16 protein-coding genes are annotated in these 19,647 nt (G+C 62.3%); 12 read left to right on the forward strand and 4 right to left on the reverse strand.

Features of this window, described 5'->3' with window-relative positions:
- Nucleotides 1-9: 9 nt before the first annotated feature.
- The gene (locus B0G73_RS41385) at nucleotides 10-1,041 is read left to right on the forward strand and encodes a hypothetical protein (RefSeq protein WP_258193413.1); all 1,032 of its coding nucleotides are present in this window, start codon (nucleotides 10-12) and stop codon (nucleotides 1,039-1,041) included.
- 65 nt (nucleotides 1,042-1,106) lie between these two features.
- Here B0G73_RS41385 and clpA read toward each other — a convergent pair whose 3' ends face one another.
- Nucleotides 1,107-3,404, reverse strand: coding sequence for an ATP-dependent Clp protease ATP-binding subunit ClpA (clpA, locus tag B0G73_RS22220; protein WP_074765373.1), 2,298 nt, complete (start codon nucleotides 3,402-3,404; stop codon nucleotides 1,107-1,109).
- Nucleotides 3,401-3,715, reverse strand: a complete 315-nt coding sequence (clpS, locus tag B0G73_RS22225) for an ATP-dependent Clp protease adapter ClpS (RefSeq protein ID WP_012434130.1) — start codon at nucleotides 3,713-3,715, stop codon at nucleotides 3,401-3,403. The genes clpA and clpS overlap by 4 nt, the downstream gene beginning before the upstream one ends.
- A 551-nt stretch (nucleotides 3,716-4,266) precedes the next feature.
- On the opposite strand from clpS, the gene B0G73_RS22230 reads away from it, so the two are divergent.
- Nucleotides 4,267-4,473, forward strand: a complete 207-nt coding sequence (locus B0G73_RS22230) for a cold-shock protein (RefSeq protein WP_007180614.1) — start codon at nucleotides 4,267-4,269, stop codon at nucleotides 4,471-4,473.
- Nucleotides 4,474-4,676: 203 nt separating this feature from the next.
- Here B0G73_RS22230 and B0G73_RS22235 read toward each other — a convergent pair whose 3' ends face one another.
- Together B0G73_RS22235 and icd are read right to left on the reverse strand one after the other, a co-directional pair.
- The gene (locus B0G73_RS22235) at nucleotides 4,677-5,492 is read right to left on the reverse strand and encodes a hypothetical protein (protein ID WP_106283423.1); all 816 of its coding nucleotides are present in this window, start codon (nucleotides 5,490-5,492) and stop codon (nucleotides 4,677-4,679) included.
- A 302-nt stretch (nucleotides 5,493-5,794) separates the two neighbouring features.
- Nucleotides 5,795-7,051, reverse strand: a complete 1,257-nt coding sequence (gene icd / locus B0G73_RS22240; protein WP_106283424.1) for an NADP-dependent isocitrate dehydrogenase — start codon at nucleotides 7,049-7,051, stop codon at nucleotides 5,795-5,797.
- A gap of 323 nt (nucleotides 7,052-7,374) precedes the next feature.
- On the opposite strand from icd, the gene B0G73_RS22245 reads away from it, so the two are divergent.
- The 10 genes from B0G73_RS22245 (at nucleotide 7,375) to B0G73_RS22290 (ending at nucleotide 19,474) form a co-directional block, all read left to right on the forward strand.
- Entirely contained in the window at nucleotides 7,375-7,944 is a 570-nt protein-coding gene (locus B0G73_RS22245) for a pseudouridine synthase (protein WP_106283425.1), read from the forward strand.
- Nucleotides 7,945-8,377: 433 nt separating this feature from the next.
- Nucleotides 8,378-8,572 (forward strand): hypothetical protein, encoded by a 195-nt coding sequence (locus B0G73_RS22250; protein WP_041758551.1) that lies wholly within the window; start codon nucleotides 8,378-8,380, stop codon nucleotides 8,570-8,572.
- A 145-nt stretch (nucleotides 8,573-8,717) separates the two neighbouring features.
- A complete protein-coding gene (locus tag B0G73_RS22255) occupies nucleotides 8,718-9,224 on the forward strand; it encodes a DUF192 domain-containing protein (protein WP_106283426.1) in 507 nt (168 codons plus the stop codon).
- A 327-nt stretch (nucleotides 9,225-9,551) separates the two neighbouring features.
- Nucleotides 9,552-11,657, forward strand: a complete 2,106-nt coding sequence (gene fusA / locus B0G73_RS22260; RefSeq protein WP_106283427.1) for an elongation factor G — start codon at nucleotides 9,552-9,554, stop codon at nucleotides 11,655-11,657.
- A gap of 186 nt (nucleotides 11,658-11,843) precedes the next feature.
- Nucleotides 11,844-12,359 carry a cupin domain-containing protein gene (locus B0G73_RS22265; protein ID WP_106283428.1) on the forward strand — a complete coding sequence of 172 codons (516 nt, stop codon included), beginning with the start codon at nucleotides 11,844-11,846 and terminating at the stop codon, nucleotides 12,357-12,359.
- A gap of 18 nt (nucleotides 12,360-12,377) precedes the next feature.
- Nucleotides 12,378-13,397, forward strand: coding sequence for a HoxN/HupN/NixA family nickel/cobalt transporter (locus tag B0G73_RS22270; protein WP_106283429.1), 1,020 nt, complete (start codon nucleotides 12,378-12,380; stop codon nucleotides 13,395-13,397).
- Between the two features lie 314 nt (nucleotides 13,398-13,711).
- A complete protein-coding gene (locus B0G73_RS22275; protein ID WP_106283430.1) occupies nucleotides 13,712-15,376 on the forward strand; it encodes an ABC transporter substrate-binding protein in 1,665 nt (554 codons plus the stop codon).
- 44 nt (nucleotides 15,377-15,420) lie between these two features.
- The gene (locus B0G73_RS22280; protein WP_106283431.1) at nucleotides 15,421-16,431 is read left to right on the forward strand and encodes an ABC transporter permease; all 1,011 of its coding nucleotides are present in this window, start codon (nucleotides 15,421-15,423) and stop codon (nucleotides 16,429-16,431) included.
- Nucleotides 16,428-17,294 (forward strand): ABC transporter permease, encoded by an 867-nt coding sequence (locus B0G73_RS22285; protein ID WP_106283432.1) that lies wholly within the window; start codon nucleotides 16,428-16,430, stop codon nucleotides 17,292-17,294. Before B0G73_RS22280 ends, B0G73_RS22285 begins: the two co-directional genes overlap by 4 nt.
- Nucleotides 17,291-19,474 (forward strand): ABC transporter ATP-binding protein, encoded by a 2,184-nt coding sequence (locus B0G73_RS22290; RefSeq protein ID WP_106283433.1) that lies wholly within the window; start codon nucleotides 17,291-17,293, stop codon nucleotides 19,472-19,474. Before B0G73_RS22285 ends, B0G73_RS22290 begins: the two co-directional genes overlap by 4 nt.
- The last annotated feature ends 173 nt before the right edge of the window (nucleotides 19,475-19,647 follow it).

Raw genomic sequence — 19,647 nt, forward strand, 5'->3', positions numbered from 1 at the left:
TTGCCCGTCATGGTGTCGTACACCTGCAATCTGTCGCTCGGCGACACGCCCACCATCCTCGCCAATGCCGACGCTCACGCGCACAGTTTTTCCAACTACATTCTGGCGCTCAACATCGCGACGGAGGCCATCGACAGCGACCACCCGGTCCCTGCGGGTTTTATCGTGAACCCTGAACTTCTCGGCGCTTGCCAGCAAGCCAACTTCGGGGCGACCTACCCGATGCCGGTGCGCGAGCCGTTACAGCAAGCACTCGACCATTGGTCGATCAAGGCGGCCATTCCCGACGACATCGCCGAGAACATAGCCGGCTACGTGCTCGCGGTGAACTGGCTGACGCGCACGGTCGCGCCCAGCGTGACGTTCGGCTGGCAGATCAATCTGTGGGGTGTCGGCTACTCGGAATGGATCTACGACGACGGCATCGATCCGGCTCAGAAGGCGCAACAAACCGCGGACTATGTGACGAGCCTCGGCGTCTACGATGCGCCCTACGAGCCCGACTTCCTGGCGATCGACCGGTACGAAGCCGACGACTTCACGCAGCGCGCCTATGTGAATGGCTACTGCTACGGCCCTCGCGAATGGGACCGCTACTTCGATTTCTGCAAGGCAGTCAGCCGCGCGCTTAAATTGCCGGTGATGCCATGGCAGATGCCCGCGAGCCGCATTCCGAACACGACCGATCCGGTCGCGACGGATTTCGACTCCCAACACTGGGGGACGGGCGGCAGTTGCCTGCTGGGCGATCCTGCGATCGGCTCCAATTACGAGAACGTGCATCCCACCATTCTCGCGTTGCAATTTCCGGAGGCGTTCCAGCAATACATGGGGGCCACCGCCGAGGACATGTTCATCCGCTCCGAACCATTCGACATTTCGAACCCTCTGTACGGCGACTTCCCGTTGCGAGGTATCTTCAGCGTGCTGCTCGGGGGTGGCGCGACGACCGGCATCGTTTCCGCAATCGGTAATCCGGAGCCGTGGGCAAGACAGAAACTGAATGCCTACATGAACCAGCCGATCACGTTCGATCAATAACGCGGCTCAAAAAAAACGGCGTGGACCTTGTCCACGCCGTTTTTTATCAGTACTACCTCGTAAGTTTACTCGACTTCCACTGCTTCCGGATTCGGATTGCGCGGCGCCGGATGTTCGTCGAAGGTCAACTGCACCTTGTCTTCGGCATCCACGTCGACCGTCACGCGGCCGCCGTTCATCAGCTTGCCGAACAACAGCTCGTCGGCCAGTGCACGACGGATCGTGTCCTGGATCAGACGCTGCATCGGCCGCGCGCCCATCAGCGGATCGAAGCCGTGTTTGGCGAGATGCTTGCGCAGCGCGTCGGTGAAGAGCGCATCGACCTTTTTCTCGTGCAACTGATCTTCCAGTTGCATCAGGAACTTGTCGACCACGCGCATGATGATTTCTTCATCGAGCGAACGGAAGCTGATCGTTGCGTCCAGACGGTTGCGGAACTCAGGCGTGAACATGCGCTTGATGTCGACCATTTCGTCGCCGGTTTCCCGACGGTTCGTGAAACCGATCACCGACTTGCCCATCGCCTCGGCGCCCGCGTTCGTCGTCATGATGATGATGACGTTGCGGAAATCCGCCTTGCGACCGTTGTTGTCCGTTAGCGTGCCGTGGTCCATGACCTGCAGCAGCACGTTGTAGATGTCCGGATGCGCCTTCTCGATTTCGTCGAGCAACAGCACGCAATGCGGCTTCTTCGTGACAGCTTCGGTCAGCAGACCGCCCTGGTCGAAACCGACATAGCCCGGCGGCGCGCCGATCAACCGGCTGACCGCATGACGTTCCATGTACTCCGACATGTCGAAGCGGATCAGCTCGATACCCAGCGTGAACGCCAGTTGCTTGGCCACTTCCGTCTTGCCGACGCCAGTAGGGCCGGAGAACAGGAACGCGCCGATCGGCTTGTCCAGCTTGCCGAGGCCCGCGCGCGCCATCTTGATCGCGGCCGACAGCGCGTCGATGGCCGGATCCTGCCCGAACACCACGCTCTTCAGATCGCGATCCAGCGTTTGCAGCTTGCTGCGATCGTCTTGCGACACGCTTTGCGGCGGGACGCGAGCGATCTTCGAGATGATTTCCTCGATCTCGTTCTTGCCGATGGTCTTCTTCTGCTTCGACTTCGGCAGGATGCGTTGCGCCGCGCCCGCTTCGTCGATCACGTCGATCGCCTTGTCCGGCAGATGACGATCCGTGATGAAGCGTGCCGACAATTCAGCCGCCGCCGACAGCGCGCCCGACGAATACTTCACGCCGTGATGCTCTTCGAACCGCGACTTCAGGCCGCGCAGGATCGCCACCGTCTGTTCGACGGTCGGCTCGGTCACGTCGACCTTCTGGAAACGGCGCGACAAGGCCGCGTCTTTTTCGAAGATGCCGCGATATTCCGTGAACGTAGTCGCGCCGATGCACTTCAACGTACCCGACGACAACGCCGGTTTGAGCAGGTTCGACGCGTCCAGCGTGCCGCCCGACGCAGCGCCTGCGCCGATCAACGTATGAATTTCGTCGATGAACAGGATCGCGTGCGGACGTTCCTTCAATTCCTTGAGGACCGTCTTCAGACGCTGTTCGAAGTCGCCGCGATACTTGGTGCCGGCGAGCAGCGCGCCCATGTCGAGCGAATACACCTGGGCATCCGCGAGAATGTCCGGCACTTCGCCGCGCGTAATGCGCCACGCGAGGCCTTCGGCGATCGCCGTCTTGCCGACGCCCGCCTCACCGACTAGCAGCGGATTGTTCTTGCGGCGGCGGCACAGCACCTGGACCACGCGCTCGACTTCCGACTCGCGTCCGATCAGCGGATCGATGCGGCCGTCTTTCGCCATCTGGTTCAGGTTCTGCGTGAACTGCGCAAGCGGGGTTTCCTTCTGCGCGGCGGCTTCGTCGGACTCGGCATTCGCGTCGCTCGCTTTCGCGGCGTCCGTGCTGCTCGTCTTGGCGATGCCGTGCGAGATGAAATTCACCACGTCCAGACGCGTCACGCCCTGCTGTTGCAGGTAGTACACCGCGTGCGAATCCTTCTCGCCGAAGATCGCCACCAGCACGTTCGCGCCGGTCACTTCCTTCTTGCCATTCGAGGTGGACTGCACATGCATGATCGCGCGCTGGATCACACGCTGGAAACCCAGCGTGGGCTGCGTGTCGACGTCGTCCGTGCCGGGCACGGTTGGCGTGTTGTCATGAATGAAGTTGCGCAGGTTCTGGCGCAGATCCTCGATATTGGCCGCGCATGCACGCAACACCTCCGCCGCGGTTGGATTGTCCAACAGGGCCAGCAAAAGGTGTTCGACCGTTATGAACTCGTGCCGCGCCTGGCGTGCTTCCATGAACGCCATGTGCAGGCTGACTTCCAGTTCCTGGGCAATCATGCTTCCTCCATCACACACTGCAGCGGATGCCCGGCCTGCCGTGCGTGGGTAACGACTTGCTCGACTTTGGTCGACGCGATGTCCCGCGTATAGACCCCACAAACTCCCCTGCCCTCGCGATGCACCTTCAACATTACCTGTGTTGCGGTTTCACGATCTTTATTGAAATATTCCTGCACGACCATCACGACAAATTCCATTGGCGTGAAGTCGTCATTCAGCAGCACCACCTTGTACATGGATGGCGGCTTGAGCTTTTTCTCCTGCCGCTCCAGTACGGTGCCGTCCTGCTTGTCCGGGATAATCGCCATACACCCATTCTAAACAACTAGGACAGGCCCGCAATCCTGTCAAAACCCGGCCGACCGGCCGGTGAGCCCGTTCGCTATCGCCTGATGGGAGAGACCCCGCCATTGCGTGCGTTAAATCGACGAGCCGATTGCGGAGCCGGCCCCTATCCTGTGATGCCTTGCGGTCGTGTTGCACCGCAGTCGGATCGAGTATCGCACAACCTGCCTTAACTGGCTGACGGCTCGCCCGGCCTCAACTTGAGCGGTACGCGCCGCAGAACAGCATGTGAGTCGATTATGCGACTTTTCAAGACGCCCCGCTTGCGCAACCGCACATAACGAAAGCGGGAAAAACCCTGGAAATGGCCTGTTTGCAACGCCGCGACTCCGTCTCAAAATTTTCTTGACACCCGAATAAAGAGCCTCAACAATCAAGCTGGCACTTTTTTCACTGCGCCATAATTTCGAAAAAATGCCGATGGTGAGCTTGTGAGGAGGGAGCGGCTGCATCGCGCGGTCGTCGAGCTTTTCGAGGGCTCGTGGTAGTGACATGAGTTACAGGGGAAGTTGGAATGGCAACTGGTACGGTCAAATGGTTCAATGACGCAAAAGGTTTCGGATTCATCACGCCTGACGAAGGTGGTGAGGATCTGTTTGCACACTTCTCGGCCATCCAGATGAATGGGTTCAAGACCCTGAAGGAAGGCCAAAAGGTGACCTTCGAGGTCGTGCAAGGCCCGAAAGGCAAACAGGCATCGAACATCCAGGCACCCGCCTGATACTGGTCGATACCCGTCCTTTGAAACCCGGCTTCGTGCCGGGTTTCTTTTTTTTGGCGTCAGTCTCTAGTCGTGCTGACTGAACGTGCGTCCCATATATCGGGTAGAGGCTCGTTCATTGCACGCTTCCGCGCTTGCGATAACAGCCCTTCGCCGTTTTTTCTGCGCCGGGCTTCCTAGGCAAGCAGCGCCGACGCGACACCCTATGCGGCGATACGGCGCATCATCGCGCGCTGCGCTTCCAGGCTGCGGGCGACATCGCCTTCGTACACTGCGATTCCCTGGTGTGTCAGGTTCGAACGGGCGTCGATCGCCGGCGTGATGCCGATGCTCGCCACCAGTCGGCAGAACCAATAGTCTTCGGAAAGGTACGCCCGCGTCTCGGGATCGATACCGGTGTCGAAAAACGCATAGAAAAAGTCCGCCGCCTTGCCGGCGTCGAATTCCGGGCGGCCGACAATGCGCGAGCGGCAATGCAGTTCGGGATACGCCTCGATCAGCGCAAGAAACACTTCGCGTCGGATCAGCATGAAACCGGTCGGCGCATCGAGCGCGTCGAGGAAGCCGTCCGCGTCCGGTTCGAGCGTGTCGGAGCGCGCCACGGCCGGATACGACGCGTGCATCATCCGGAAGTCCGCGCGCGTCGAACCGGCCGGCAGCGGCTGCGCGAGACCCGCGGCGGGCCAGCCGTCGCTCTTCATCGGATAGACGCCGGCCACGACCGGCCGGTTCGCCCGCAGAAGGCGGACGACATCGTCGCCCTTGAAACCGATATCACTGTCGATCCACATGAGATGCGTGAAGCGATCATCGGCGAGAAACTCCGCGACCATGGTGTTGCGGGCACGTGTGATGAGACTGTCGAAACTGTTGAAGTTCACGCGCACGCCAAAGCCGTATTGCTGCGCCAGATCGTGCAGATCCAGAAGTCCGAGCGCGTAGCCGGTGGTGACGACCGCGCCATAGCTCGGCGTGGCGACGTAGACATTCGCGACGATGGGTGTGAGGTTCGTATTCATCGTTATTGTGTTTGCATGCAGTGACGCGGCCGAGGCTCGGACAAAGTTGCGCGACCCTCGCGCCGGGCGAGCGGGCGCTCGCTGCGGCGTAACTTAACCGACGCCGTACGGCCGGCATCTCAATAACGGTTCGCAATGCCGATCACGCGCGTCACTGCCGCGCCGGCGAAGCTATAGCGCGTTTTTTCGCGGCATCGCGATGCGTTCGAACTCGCGATCCCGCGGGCAAAAAGCAAACAACCCCGGCCGCCTCACGGCGCCGGGGTTGCAAAGACGAACTAACTAGTCCAGCGCGAACCGCTTCACAAATTCTCGATCAGCACCTGGCCAAAGCCCGAACACGATACCTGCGTCGCGCCTTCCATCAAGCGTGCGAAGTCGTACGTAACGCGTTTTTGCAAAATCGATTTTTCCATCGATTTGATGATCAGGTCCGCCGCCTCGGTCCAGCCGAGATGGCGCAGCATCATTTCCGCCGAGAGAATTTCCGAACCCGGGTTCACGTAGTCCTTGCCCGCGTACTTCGGTGCCGTGCCGTGCGTGGCTTCGAACATCGCGACCGAATCCGACATGTTCGCGCCCGGCGCGATACCGATACCGCCGACCTGCGCGGCCAACGCATCCGATACATAGTCGCCATTCAGGTTAAGCGTGGCGATCACGTCGTATTCCGCCGGACGCAGCAGGATCTGCTGCAGGAACGCGTCGGCGATCACGTCTTTCAGGACGATGTCGCCACCGGTCTTCGGATTCTTGATCTTCATCCACGGGCCGCCGTCGATCAGTTCCGCTGCGAACTCTTTTTGCGCCAGCGCATAACCGTAGTCGCGGAACGCGCCTTCGGTGAACTTCATGATGTTGCCCTTGTGCACCAGCGTGACCGAGCGGCGTTCGTTGTCGATCGCGTACTGGATCGCCTTGCGCACCAGACGCTCCGTGCCTTCACGCGACACCGGCTTGATGCCGATCCCCGTCGTATCCGGGAAGCGGATCTTCTTCACGCCCATCTCTTCGCGCAGGAACTTGATGACCTTCTTCGCCTGCTCGGATTCGGCCGGCCATTCGATACCGGCGTAGATGTCTTCCGAGTTTTCGCGGAAGATCACCATGTTGGTCTTTTCGGGCTCACGCACCGGCGAAGGCACGCCCTTGAAATACTGCACCGGACGCAGACACACGTACAGGTCCAGCTCCTGGCGCAGCGCGACGTTCAGCGAACGGATGCCGCCGCCGACCGGCGTGGTGAGCGGGCCCTTGATCGACACGACGTATTCCTTGAGCACCTGCAGCGTCTCTTCCGGCAGCCACACGTCCGGGCCATACACCTTGGTCGATTTCTCGCCGGCGTAGATTTCCATCCAGTGGATTTTCTTCTTGCCCGCGTACGCTTTTTCAACCGCGGCGTCCACGACCTTGATCATGACCGGCGTGATGTCGAGGCCGGTGCCGTCGCCTTCGATATACGGAATGATCGGCTGATCCGACACGTTGAGCGAAAAATCGGCGTTGACGGTGATCTTGTCACCACCGGTCGGAACCTTGATGTGCTGATACGGCATGATCGGACTCCAGTGAAGGCTGTGCTGAAAGCTGGTGGGGAGACTGCGAAATGGGGCGCTCCTCGCTACGCGCAATGCCGGACGACTGCAAGCGGCCTGGCCGCTATTCTAGCCCACGCGGCGGTCGCTCCGAGGCGGCAACGGCTCGGGGTTTTCCAACATGGACGAATGCGAAACGGCAAAGCGCGAGTCTTATGTCTTATATAAGATGCCGAGTATTCAGTCGCGCATGATGCTTTATTATCCCGCCATTTACGGTCGGCCCGGCGCCTCCTGGCGCTGTGGCGGCGCAAGCCTCTCTACGCCATTCTTATTTTTTTCCTATGCCCCTTCTCGCTCTGAACAAACCGTTCGGCACCATCTGTCAGTTCTCGCCGCACGAGACGCGCGCTTCGCTGGCCGACTGGGTCAAAGTGCCCAACGTGTATCCCGCGGGCCGGCTCGATTCCGACAGCGAAGGCCTGCTGCTTCTCACCGACGACGGCGCATTGCAAGCGCGCATTGCCGAGCCGCGTCACAAGCTTGTCAAACGTTACTGGGCGCAAGTGGAAGGCGCTGTCGACGCGGCCACGCTGAAAAAGCTCGCACGCGGTGTCGATCTCGGCGACTATGTGACGCGCCCCTGCCGCGCCGACTATGTCGAGCCGACCGACGCGCTCTGGACACGCACACCGCCGATCCGTTTTCGCGCCGCGATACCGACCACCTGGATCGAGCTATCCATCACCGAAGGCAAGAACCGCCAGGTCCGTCGCATGACGGCCGCCGTGGGGTTCCCGACGCTTCGCTTGGTACGCGTCGGCATCGGCGCGCTCGACATTTTTTCGCTGGGGCTGCAACCGGGCGAGAGCGTCGAATTGCCACCGAAGGCGCCGTGGGAAGGCATCGCCTGATCATCCGCACAGGCGCGCCGGCTGATGATCGAATCCGCAACACGCCTGCATTCCACGCTGCGGAAAATAAGCTAACTCGTTGTATCGGCAAACAAAAGAGCGCGTGAAACAATGGCATGCGCGGGTACGCCGCAGTCTGTCGTTTGCACTAACGCAAGCGCATATAACTTTTCCATAAAATTCACGTCAACCGGTGCGCGAGCTCAGGCGTTATTCGACGCAGATGCCGCCTAAAGCTATCCGGCATTCAGCCTTAAGGGCCTTTGTGCAAGCCGCTTTTGCGGTAGGTGCGGGCAGTCTGAGCGCTAAAGCAGACGTGTCGAAAAATTTGTCGATGCGGATGTCAACCGAAAGGTGGATGGCACGTTTACCGACATGACTCTACATATAACCGGGTCATTTGGTTAATTAACTAAAGCTGAGGATTCACAAAATGAACAAACTGATCGCCGCTCTGGTCGCTGGTCTCTTCGCAACGGCAGCATTCGCACAAGCTTCGGCACCGGCAGCAGCTTCGGCAGCTCCGATGGCAGCAGCTTCGTCGGCAAAGAAGACCACGAAGCACGCTCACAAGAAGTCGCACAAGAAGGCAGCAGCAGCTGCTGCAGCTTCGGGCGCTTCGGAGTAAGTTTGTTGTAAAAACGCAGTCAAGAACTAGCTTCATTGCCGTTCTTACGGCGTTGAAAGGCAGATCACCGCAAGGCGATCTGCCTTTTTGTTTTTGACGCGCTCGCGTAACATTCGCGGGTTAATTTCCAGCAAGGAGTCATGCCGTGCGATTTCCCATGCGCTCGTTGATTGCGCGTTTCGCTGTTGCCGTTGCGCTGCCGTTCGCCGCGTTGTCGTTCGTTGCTTCCACTGCCGCTCCTGCGCATGCGCAGCAGATGCCGGCCGGCGCCAAACAGCCCAGCGAATTTCCCCGTGCGAAACTGACGGCGGGCATGTTCGTGATCGACGCCGCCGTCGCCGCGAACGACGCGGACCGCGAGCAAGGCCTCATGTATCGCACGAGCCTCGCGCCGAATGAAGGCATGCTGTTCGTCTTCGGCGAAAACGCCGTGCATTGCTTCTGGATGAAGAACACGCTGATCCCGCTGTCGATCGCGTTCATCCGCGCCGACGGCACGGTCACCGACATCGACGAAATGCAAGCCGAGACCACCAATAATCACTGCCCGAAGAACAACGGCGTGTATGCGTTGGAGATGAGCAAAGGCTGGTTCACGGCGAAAGGCATCAAACCGGGAATGAAGATTCAGGGCTTGCCCGCAGCGCAATAACACCCGCGCCGGCCGCGCCAAAGCGCCGCGCTTCGGCCCACCGCTCTCCAGGAGCCGGTGCCTCGTTTCGAGGCGCCGGCTTTTTTCTTTTCCGCGCCGCGGCATCGGCCGGCGCGACATCCGCTCGCCTTGTGGCGCGACCAGGCGCGCGGCGCCGCCAGCCGAAGTCTTGCCGGCACGCCTTCGCGTCCGGCTGGCAAGTTTCCTGCAAAAGACGGGCCGACGCGCTATCCTAGTAGTCTTAGTAAAGCAGCACCCAAGGCTCCCCGGGCGGTACAGACTGCCGCCCGGCAAGCGTTTCAGGCGCGCCATTCCAAGGAGGTTCACGTGCCCCGCAAGACTCCCATCGAGCGCTACCGGAATATCGGCATCAGCGCTCACATCGATGCCGGCAAAACCACCACCACTGAACGCATCCTGTTCTACACCGGCGTGACCCACAAGATCGGCGAGGTTCACGACGGTGCGGCAACGATGGACTGGATGGAACAGGAGCAGGAGCGCGGCATCACCATCACGTCGGCGGCCACCACCGCTTTCTGGAAGGGCATGGCCGGCAACTATCCGGAACACCGGATCAACATCATCGACACCCCCGGACACGTCGACTTCACGATCGAAGTGGAGCGCTCCATGCGCGTGCTCGACGGCGCGTGCATGGTGTACGACTCGGTCGGCGGCGTGCAGCCGCAGTCGGAAACCGTGTGGCGCCAGGCGAACAAGTACAAGGTGCCGCGCATCGCGTTCGTCAACAAGATGGACCGCGTGGGCGCGGACTTCTTCCGCGTGCAGCGGCAGATCGGCGATCGCCTGAAGGGCGTCGCGGTGCCCATCCAGATTCCGATCGGCGCGGAAGAACACTTCCAGGGCGTGGTCGACCTCGTCAAGATGAAGGCGATTTTCTGGGACGAAGAGAACCAGGGCATCAAGTTCGAGTACCGCGATATTCCGGCGGAACTCGCGGCGACCGCGAAGGAATGGCACGACAAGATGGTCGAGGCCGCGGCGGAAGCGAATGAGGAACTGCTCGACAAATACCTCGGTGGCGAGACCCTGACCGAAGAGGAAATCAAGTACGGCATTCGCGCGCGCTGCATCGCCAACGAAATCGTGCCGATGCTGTGCGGCAGCGCGTTCAAGAACAAGGGCGTGCAGGCCATGCTCGACGCGGTGATCGACTATCTGCCCTCGCCGGTCGACGTGCCCGCCATTACCGGTCACGACGAATACGACAAGGAAATCGAGCGTCATCCGACCGACACCGATCCCTTCTCGGCGCTTGCCTTCAAGATCATGACCGACCCGTTCGTGGGCCAGTTGATCTTCTTCCGCGTCTATTCCGGCGTGGTGAATTCGGGCGACACGGTCTACAACGCCGTCAAGGAAAAGAAGGAACGCCTTGGCCGGATCTTGCAGATGCACGCAAACGAGCGCAAGGAAATCAAGGAAGTCTACGCGGGCGACATCGCCGCGGCCGTCGGCCTGAAAGAAGCGACCACGGGCGACACGTTGTGCGATCCGAACAACGTGATCATCCTCGAACGCATGATCTTCCCTGAGCCGGTGATCTCGCAGGCTGTCGAGCCGAAGACCAAGGTCGACCAGGAAAAGATGGGCATTGCGCTGAACCGTCTTGCCCAGGAAGATCCGTCGTTCCGCGTGCAGACGGATGAAGAATCCGGCCAGACCATCATCTCGGGCATGGGCGAGTTGCACCTGGAAATTCTGGTCGATCGCATGAAGCGCGAGTTCGGCGTGGAGGCGACCGTCGGCAAGCCGCAGGTCGCGTATCGCGAGACGGTGCGCAACAAGGTCGAAGATGTCGAAGGCAAATTCGTCAAGCAGTCGGGCGGCCGCGGTCAGTACGGTCACGCGGTAATCACGCTGGAGCCGGCGCCGCAGGGCAAGGGTTACGAATTCGTCGACGCGATCAAGGGCGGCGTGATTCCGCGCGAATATATTCCGGCAGTCGACAAAGGCATCGTGGAAACGCTGAAGGCCGGCGTGCTGGCCGGCTATCCGGTGGTCGACGTGAAGGTGACGCTAACCTTCGGTTCCTACCACGATGTCGACTCGAACGAAAACGCGTTCCGCATGGCCGGCTCGATGGCCTTCAAGGAAGCGATGCGCAAAGCCAAGCCGGTGCTGCTCGAACCGATGATGGCTGTCGAAGTGGAAACGCCGGAAGACTTCATGGGCAACGTGATGGGCGACCTGTCGAGCCGTCGCGGCCTCGTGCAAGGCATGGAAGACATTGCCGGCGGCGGCGGCAAGCTGGTGCGCGCCGAAGTGCCGCTCGCGGAGATGTTCGGCTACTCCACGTCGCTGCGTTCCGCGACTCAGGGCCGCGCGACCTATACGATGGAGTTCAAGCATTACGCGGAAACGCCGAACAACGTCGCTGAAGCCGTGATCAACGCGAAGCACAAGTAAGCGCGAGCCACCATCAAGCCGAAGGCAGCACACGCCAGCGGCTCGAAGCCCGTCCCCTGCGGACGGGCTTTTTTTTGTCCGCTGCGCCGCACACAGGGCTTCTTCACACGCACGTTTTTGAACATGCAAAAATGCCAGACGGCGCCGTGCCGAACGCCGGGACTCTTGCCCTCGAGGAGACACATCATGAGCCAGGATCACGAACACCCGCATTACAAGGACGCGCCACCCGCTGGACCGGTCGATTGGCGCGAGCACGGCGTGAAGGTCATCAAAGGCGATCAACTCGATAGCAACACGGCGCAGACGCCGGGCATGAATCGCGCCGCCGCGATCAACGCGGCGCGCGTCGGCGCACAGAAGATCTGGGCCGGCACCGTGACAATCCATCCGAATGCGAAGACCGGTGCGCATCATCACGGCGCGCTCGAAAGCGTGATCTACGTGGTACGCGGCCAGGCCCGCATGCGCTGGGGCGAGCATCTGGAGTTCACCGCGGAAGCCGGCCCCGGCGATTTCATCTTCGTGCCGCCGTATGTGCCGCACCAGGAAATCAACGCGAGCACGGACGAGCCGCTCGAATGCGTGCTGGTGCGCAGCGACAACGAAGCAGTGGTGGTCAATCTGAACATCGACGCGGTGGAACAGCCCGAAACGGTGTTCTGGGTCGATCCGATTCACAAGCATCCGCACGATCACTAACTCTTGCCCACGCGACTCATGACGCCGACCGCTTCCCTGCGCCCACGCCTCTTCACGCTGTACGCCGTGCTGATCGCCGCCAATCTCGGCGCGTGGGCGTGGGCATTGATCGCGTTTCGCCATTACCCGCTGCTGCTCGGCACCGCGCTGCTCGCGTATGGCTTCGGCTTGCGTCATGCGGTCGACGCCGATCACATCGCGGCAATCGACGCCGTCACGCGCAAGCTCATGCAAACCGGCAAGCGTCCGCTCGGCGTCGGGCTGTCGTTTTCGCTGGGACATTCGACCATCGTGATTCTCGCGACGATCGGCATCGCGTGGACCGCGCATTCGCTGCATGGCCGTTTCGAGACGTTCAAGGCTGTCGGCGGGACGATCGGCACGCTCGTGTCCGCAAGCTTTCTGCTGGTGCTGGCCGCCGTCAACCTCGTGATTCTGCGCGACGTGTGGCGCCGCTACCGGCAAGTCCAACGCAGCGGCGAATTGCCCGCTCAAACGCCGGACTCGATCGCGCCCACTGGTCTGCTGTCGCGCGCGCTGCGGCCGCTCTTCAGGCTCGTGACGAAAAGCTGGCACATGTACCCCGTCGGCGTGCTGTTCGGCCTCGGCTTCGATACCGCGACCGAGATCGGTCTGCTGGCGATTGCCGCGTCCGAAGCCGGCAAAGGTTTGCCGCTCTATTCGATTCTCGTGTTCCCCGCGCTCTTCACCGCCGGCATGACACTCGTCGATTCGACCGACAACGTGCTGATGGTCCACGCCTACGGCTGGGCCATGGACGACCCGAAGCGCAAGCTCTACTACAACGCGAGCATCACGTTCGTTTCGGCGGTGGTGGCGATCGTGATCGGCGGCGTCGAGGCGCTGGGTCTGCTGTCGGACAAGCTCGGCTTGAACGGCGGCATATGGGAAGCGGTGGCCAGCGTGAACGAGCGCTTCGGCGCGTTGGGCTACGGCATCGTCGCGATGTTCATGGCGTGCTGGATCGGCTCGGTGCTGTTCCACCGCTGGCGGCGCCCGGACGCGGTCGCGCGGTAAATCCAGCACCTGTCGCGCGCGGCGGTCGGTAAGGTTTCCATTCGCGGCATTGGCCGTTGCACTGCCGCAGCGGCGGGCGTTTGGACATGCCTCGCGCCACGACCGCGCCGAACGTTGTGATGACGATACACAGCCGCCCTTTTATCCGCCAAACGCGAACCCGGAGGCGGCGCAGGCGCTCCGAATCCATGAGCAATCGCTTACACTGAACCCGCTTCGCCCTGTCGCTTTCGTCATTGCAATACCGTCGCCTGTCGCGCGCATCCTGCGCGGCCTTTCAGAACCGGCAACAGAACGGACTGGACACTCCATCGATGAAGACTCCCGCGGACCGATTTCTCGCACTCGACGCAGCCCGCCTCACCGCCGACGCCTACGGCAACCACGCCATCGACGAATTCCTCGCCGGCCGCATCACGCGCCGCGATCTGCTGCGCTATGCCAGCGTGATTGGTTTGTCGCTGGCCGGCGGCGGCGTGCTGAATGCGCCGCAAGCTCGCGCGCAAGGCGCCGCCGGCGCAACGAATCAGACGATCCGCGTGGCTCACCTGACGCCTGCGGGCGCGGTCGATCCGCTCACGGTGACGGACGCCGCCAGTCTTGCACTGCTGAACCAGACCGGCGAATTCCTGATCGACGACGACGGCGAAAAGCTCGTGCTGAAGCCGGCGCTCGCCTTGTCGTGGAAACCGAACGACAAGGGCAACGTGTGGACCTTCAAGCTGCGGCCGAACGTCAAGTTCCACGACGGCCAACCGTTCAGCGCCAAAGACGTGGTCGCCACCTTCGACCGCCTCGCCGATCCGGCAAGCGGCTCGGCGGCGCTGTCCGTGCTCAAGGGTGTGCTGTCCAAAGGCGGCGCGAAAGTGGTCGACGACCACACGGTCGCGTTTCATCTGGACGCGCCGAACGGCAACTTCCCCTATTACGTTTCCTCGGACAATTACAACGCCGTGATCCTGCCCGCCAACTACGCGGGCGGCTATGAAAAGAGCTTCATCGGCACAGGTCCGTTCAAGCTCGAAAAGTATCAGGCAAAAGTGGGCGCGTCGTTCGTGCGCAATCCGGATTACTGGGGCGACAAAGCGTTACCGCAACGCGTACAGTTCTCCTTCTACGCCGACGAACAGGCGCAATTGCTCGCGCTGCAAGGCCATCAGGCCGATGTGATGGGCACCTTCACCGTGCAGGGCGGCGCCGGCATTCTGAATAATCCGGATTACAAGGCCGTCGGCGTGAAGTCGAGCGCGCATCGGCAGATTCATATGCGCAACGACAGTCCGTTGTTCAAGGACAAGCGCGTGCGCCAGGCGCTGGCATTGTCGCTCGATCGCGATGTGCTGGTGCGTGGCCTCTTCAAAGGGCGCGCGCAACTCGGCAACGACAGTCCGTTCGCGCCCGTGTTTCCGTCCTCGGATGCGGGCGTTCCGCAACGCAAGATCGACGTCGCGAAGGCGAAGCAGTTGCTTGCGCAAGCGGGCGTGCCGAACGGCTTCGACGTGACGCTGACCACTGAGAAATACATGGAGATTCCCGATCTCGCGGTGGTCGTGCAGAACGCGGCGAAGGCGATCGGCGTGCGCATCAATCTGAAGGTCGAGAGCCAGTCGCTGTATTACGGCGCGGGCACGCCGGGCAAATCGGATTGGCTCGACTCGCCGCTCGGCATTACCGACTACGGTCATCGCGGCGTGCCGAACGTGTTCCTGAATGCGCCGCTCACCAGCACCGGCACGTGGAACGCCGCGCACTTCAAGAATCCGCAATACGATCAACTGGTCGCGCAATTCGTCGCCGCCATCGATCTCGGCTCGCAGAAGAAAATCTCCGGGCAGATCCAGACGCTATTGCTCGATGAAACGCCCATCATCATTCCGTTCTTCTACGATCAACTGATCGCCATGCGCAAGGGTGTGAACGGCGTGCGCTTCACCGCGCTCGCGCAGCTCTATTTCGACCGCGCGGTGTTGAGCGCGTGATGTCGAATGCCTGAGCGCCGGCGCGTTTGCGACAGGAGAGCACGATGTCGACCACGGTGACCCCTTCCGCTTCCTCTGCGCCGAGCGGCAATGCGGGACGCGTCCTGCGTTTTCTGGCGACGCGTGTGGGCCTGTCGCTGATCACGCTATGGCTGCTGTCGGTGATCGTGTTCGCGGGCGGACAGCTTCTGCCCGGCGATATCGGCCGCACGGTGCTCGGGCCCCTCGCCGATGCGCGCGCGGTCGCCGCGCTCAATCATCAGCTCGGCGCCGACCGTCCGCTGATGACGCAATACATCGACTGGATTTCGCATTTCGTGCGCGGCGATATGGGGCTGTCCTATGCGTATCGCGAGCCGGTGCGGCCGTTTATCGCCGAGGCGCTCGCGCATTCCGCCAAGCTCGGCTTGCTGGCGTTCATCGTGGTCGTGCCGCTCGGCATTGCGGGCGGCGTCTGGTCGGCCATGCACGCGGGGCGCTGGCTCGATCGCACGATCAGCATTGCTGGACTATCGGCGACGGTGGTGCCCGAATTCGTTTCGTCGATCGTGCTGATTCTCGTGTTCGGCGTGTGGCTGCGCTGGCTGCCGATCGAGGCGTCGTATCCGCCCGAAGCGAGCGCACTCGAACAACTGCGTCACCTGGTGCTGCCGGTGCTGCCGCTCGTGCTGGTGTTCTTCGGTTATATCGCGAGAATGGCGCGCGCCGGCACCGTCGAGGCGCTCGATGCCGACTACACGCGCACCGCGATTCTCAAAGGCCTGCCGCGTCATATCGTGATCTGGCGGCATGTGTTGCGCAACGCGTTGCTGCCCACCATCACGGTCGCTGCCACACAGCTCGGTTATATGATCGGCGGCCTCGTGGTGGTCGAGACGCTGTTCCACTATCAGGGTATCGGCTCGCTGATCTACAACGCCGCCAAGGCCAAGGACTTTCCGATGCTCGAAGCAGGCGTGCTGACCATCGGCGTGGTCTACACCGTCGCCAATCTCGTCGCCGACGCGTTGCATGTGCTGCTGAATCCGCGGCTGCGGGTGAGGAGCGCGGAATGAGCACCATCGTTCCGCCGACACCACGTGTTGCCGCCGAGCCGCGCTTCGACCAGGTGCGCCTGCTGCTGCGCTCGCCCACCTTCGTGGTGGGCGTGGTGATCGTCACATGGTGGATCGTCTGCGCGATTGCCGGGCAATGGATCGTGCGCATCGACCCGTACGCATCCGATCCGCTCAATTCGCTAACGCCGCCCGACAGCACGCATTGGTTCGGCACCGATCAGCTCGGGCGCGACGTGTTCTCGCGCGTGATCGTGGGCGCGCGCGACATTCTCACCATCGCGCCGCTTGCCACCTTGCTCGGCACGATAGCGGGCACCACGCTGGGCTTGATCGTCGGCTACTTCGAAGGCTGGGTGGACAACGTGGTCGGACGCGCGATCGACGCCGTGCTCGCGCTGCCGCTCGTGATCGTCGCGCTGCTCGCCCTCGCGGCCGTCGGTGCGTCGAACTTCACCGTCATTCTCGTGATCGGCATCACGTTCACGCCGATCACCGCGCGCACCGTGCGCGCCGCCGTGTTCGCCGAACGCCATCTCGACTACGTCGCCGCGGCGCAATTGCGTGGCGAACGCGCGCCCTACATCATGTTCGCCGAGATCCTGCCGAACGTGCTGCCGCCCATCATCGTCGAAGCAACGGTGCGGCTCGGCTACGCGATCTTCGCGGTTGCCACGCTATCGTTTCTCGGCTTCGGCATTCAGCCGCCGTCGGCCGATTGGGGCCTCGCGCTCTCCGAGTCGTACACGCTGATGGCGGGCGGCGCATGGTGGACCGTCGTGTTCGCGGCCGGCGCGATTGCGAGTCTCGTGGTCGGCGTGAATCTGATCGCCGACAGCGTGCAAGGCGTGCTCGACCGATGAACGGCCCGCCGCCCTCCTCGTTCCCCGCCTTCGACGTCTCGAAGAGCGACCGCACGGATGCGCTGACCGTCGTCGGACTGACGGTCACGTACCGGATACGCGGACGCGATCGCGAAGTGCTGCAGGACATTTCATTTCGCGTGCGGCGCGGCGAAGCGTATGGCCTGGTCGGCGAGTCCGGCTGCGGCAAGTCGACCGTCGCGATGGCGGCGCTGCGCTATCTGCCGCGCAACGGCAAGGTGAAGGCCGGCAAGATCGTCATTGCCGGCGAGGACGTGCAGAAGCTCAACGCCGACGCGTTGCGCAACATGCGCGCGAATGCGATCTCGATGGTCTATCAGGATCCGGGGCGCGCGCTGAACCCGTCGCTGACGATCGCACGGCAAGTCTCCGAAGCGTTCGAAGCCGCCGGCATCGCGCGCGACGAAGCCTTGCGGCGCACGCACGAGATGCTGCAGCGCGTACGCATCGCGGCGCCCGAGCGGGTGATGGAGAGTTACCCGCATCAATTGTCGGGCGGCATGCAACAGCGCGTGGTGATCGCCATGGCGCTCGCCTCGAACCCCGCGCTGCTGATTCTCGACGAGCCGACCACCGGGCTCGATGCGACCGTCGAAGCGGAAGTGCTCGACCTCGTCGCGCAGTTGCGCAAAGAACTCGGCACGGCGGTGCTCTTCATCAGTCACAACCTCGCGGTGATCGGGAGGATGTGCGAACGCGTCGGCGTGCTTTACGCGGGCAAACTGGTCGAAGAGGGCGCGACGCAAGATGTCTTCACGCGGCCGCGACATCCCTATACGGTCGGACTGTTGCGCTGTTTGCCCACGGCCGGGCGCAGCAAGGACAGCGAGCGGCTCGACACGATCGCGGGCAGTCTGCCCTCGCCCGGTTCGGTCACGCAGGGCTGTATCTACGTGGACCGCTGCCGTCTCGCCGACGACCGCTGCCGCCGCGAAGCACCGCCGCCGTATCGCGTGAGTGCCGCGCGCGGCGATCAGATGTCGCGCTGCCATTACCACGAACGCGCGATCGAATTGCCGCGTGCGAGTGCGGAAGCTTTGCCCGAGCGCAATGGTGCGTCGATCGGCGGCAAGTCCCCTGCTCCCGTATTGCGTGCAGAAAAACTCTCGAAGACATTTCACGTATCCGGCGCTCCCCTGCGCGCGGTCGACGACGTCTCGATCGATCTCGCCAGCGGCGAAACGCTTGGCCTCGTCGGCGAATCGGGCAGCGGCAAGACGACGCTCGCCAAGCTGATGCTCGGCCTGCTTACGCCGGATGCGGGCGGCGTGCTCGAACTCGACGGCGCACCGCTCGCCGCGCGCGTTACGCGGCGCAACGCCGAGCAGGTCAAGTCGCTGCAGATCGTCTTTCAGAATCCGGACTCCGCGCTCAATCGCGCGCATTCCGTGAAACGGCTGATCGGCCGCGCGCTCTCGCGGCTCACCGCATTGCGCGGGCCGGCCATCGACGAACGGCTTGCCACGTTGACGGCCGCCGTGCGCTTGCCGGAGCGCTATCTCGGCTCACGCACGCGCCAATTGTCCGGCGGGCTCAAACAGCGTGTGGCGATTGCCCGCGCGTTTGCCGGCGAACCGCGCGTGGTGGTCTGCGACGAACCGACCTCCGCGCTCGACGTCTCCGTGCAGGCCGCGATCCTGAACCTGCTCGCCGATCTGCAACGCGAGCGCGGCGTGAGTTACGTTTTCATCTCGCACGATCTTCACGTCGTGCGCTATCTGTCGGATCGCATCGCGGTGTTGTATCTGGGCAGACTGCTGGAAATCGGACCGGCGGCCGCCGTGTTCGAAGGACCGCATCATCCTTATACGGAAGCGTTGCTGTCCTCAGTACCGACACTCGATGGCCAAGGCGGCGCGACCCGCATCCGCCTGTCCGGCGATTTGCCGAGCGCGGCATCGCCGCCGTCCGGCTGCGTGTTTCATACACGCTGCCCGCGCAAGCTCGGCGCGATCTGCGAGCAGCAGGACCCGCCGTTCGCCGATGCCGGCGAAAGCAACGCGGCGGCGCCGTCCGCGCATCGAATCCGCTGCCACATCCCCGTCGACGAATTGCGCGCGCTGCAAACTGCGTCGCGCGACGATGCGGCAAGAGTCGCGGGCAAGGTGCCGGGCGACGGATCGGAAAACGCGCCCGAAAACGCCCGGCGTGACGAGTAGCACGGCCCGACGCGAATCCGGACCGCGCGTCAGGACCGCACACTTGAACCGTGAACGCGGACGTGCGCGTAGGTGGCAAAAACTCGAACAATCAGCCGCCCGTGCATGCTCGCCTGGAACCAAACCGACGCGATCGCCTCATATCAGATTCAACGTTCGATATGAGGGCACCA

It is taken from the genome of Paraburkholderia sp. BL25I1N1 (assembly GCF_003002025.1).
In the GTDB taxonomy this organism is placed as follows: domain Bacteria; phylum Pseudomonadota; class Gammaproteobacteria; order Burkholderiales; family Burkholderiaceae; genus Paraburkholderia.

What these genes read in the sequence shown, in the direction of transcription:
- B0G73_RS22290 (WP_106283433.1), top strand. Translation starts at nt 17,291, where the DNA reads ATGAACGGCCCGCCGCCCTCCTCGTTCCCCGCCTTCGACGTCTCGAAG.
- B0G73_RS22270 (WP_106283429.1), top strand. Translation starts at nt 12,378, where the DNA reads ATGACGCCGACCGCTTCCCTGCGCCCACGCCTCTTCACGCTGTACGCC.
- clpA (WP_074765373.1), bottom strand. Translation starts at nt 3,404, where the DNA reads ATGATTGCCCAGGAACTGGAAGTCAGCCTGCACATGGCGTTCATGGAA.
- clpS (WP_012434130.1), bottom strand. Translation starts at nt 3,715, where the DNA reads ATGGCGATTATCCCGGACAAGCAGGACGGCACCGTACTGGAGCGGCAG.
- B0G73_RS22280 (WP_106283431.1), top strand. Translation starts at nt 15,421, where the DNA reads ATGTCGACCACGGTGACCCCTTCCGCTTCCTCTGCGCCGAGCGGCAAT.
- icd (WP_106283424.1), bottom strand. Translation starts at nt 7,051, where the DNA reads ATGCCGTATCAGCACATCAAGGTTCCGACCGGTGGTGACAAGATCACC.
- B0G73_RS22275 (WP_106283430.1), top strand. Translation starts at nt 13,712, where the DNA reads ATGAAGACTCCCGCGGACCGATTTCTCGCACTCGACGCAGCCCGCCTC.
- B0G73_RS22285 (WP_106283432.1), top strand. Translation starts at nt 16,428, where the DNA reads ATGAGCACCATCGTTCCGCCGACACCACGTGTTGCCGCCGAGCCGCGC.
- B0G73_RS22265 (WP_106283428.1), top strand. Translation starts at nt 11,844, where the DNA reads ATGAGCCAGGATCACGAACACCCGCATTACAAGGACGCGCCACCCGCT.
- B0G73_RS41385 (WP_258193413.1), top strand. Translation starts at nt 10, where the DNA reads ATGGTGTCGTACACCTGCAATCTGTCGCTCGGCGACACGCCCACCATC.
- B0G73_RS22245 (WP_106283425.1), top strand. Translation starts at nt 7,375, where the DNA reads ATGCCCCTTCTCGCTCTGAACAAACCGTTCGGCACCATCTGTCAGTTC.
- B0G73_RS22250 (WP_041758551.1), top strand. Translation starts at nt 8,378, where the DNA reads ATGAACAAACTGATCGCCGCTCTGGTCGCTGGTCTCTTCGCAACGGCA.
- B0G73_RS22230 (WP_007180614.1), top strand. Translation starts at nt 4,267, where the DNA reads ATGGCAACTGGTACGGTCAAATGGTTCAATGACGCAAAAGGTTTCGGA.
- B0G73_RS22235 (WP_106283423.1), bottom strand. Translation starts at nt 5,492, where the DNA reads ATGAATACGAACCTCACACCCATCGTCGCGAATGTCTACGTCGCCACG.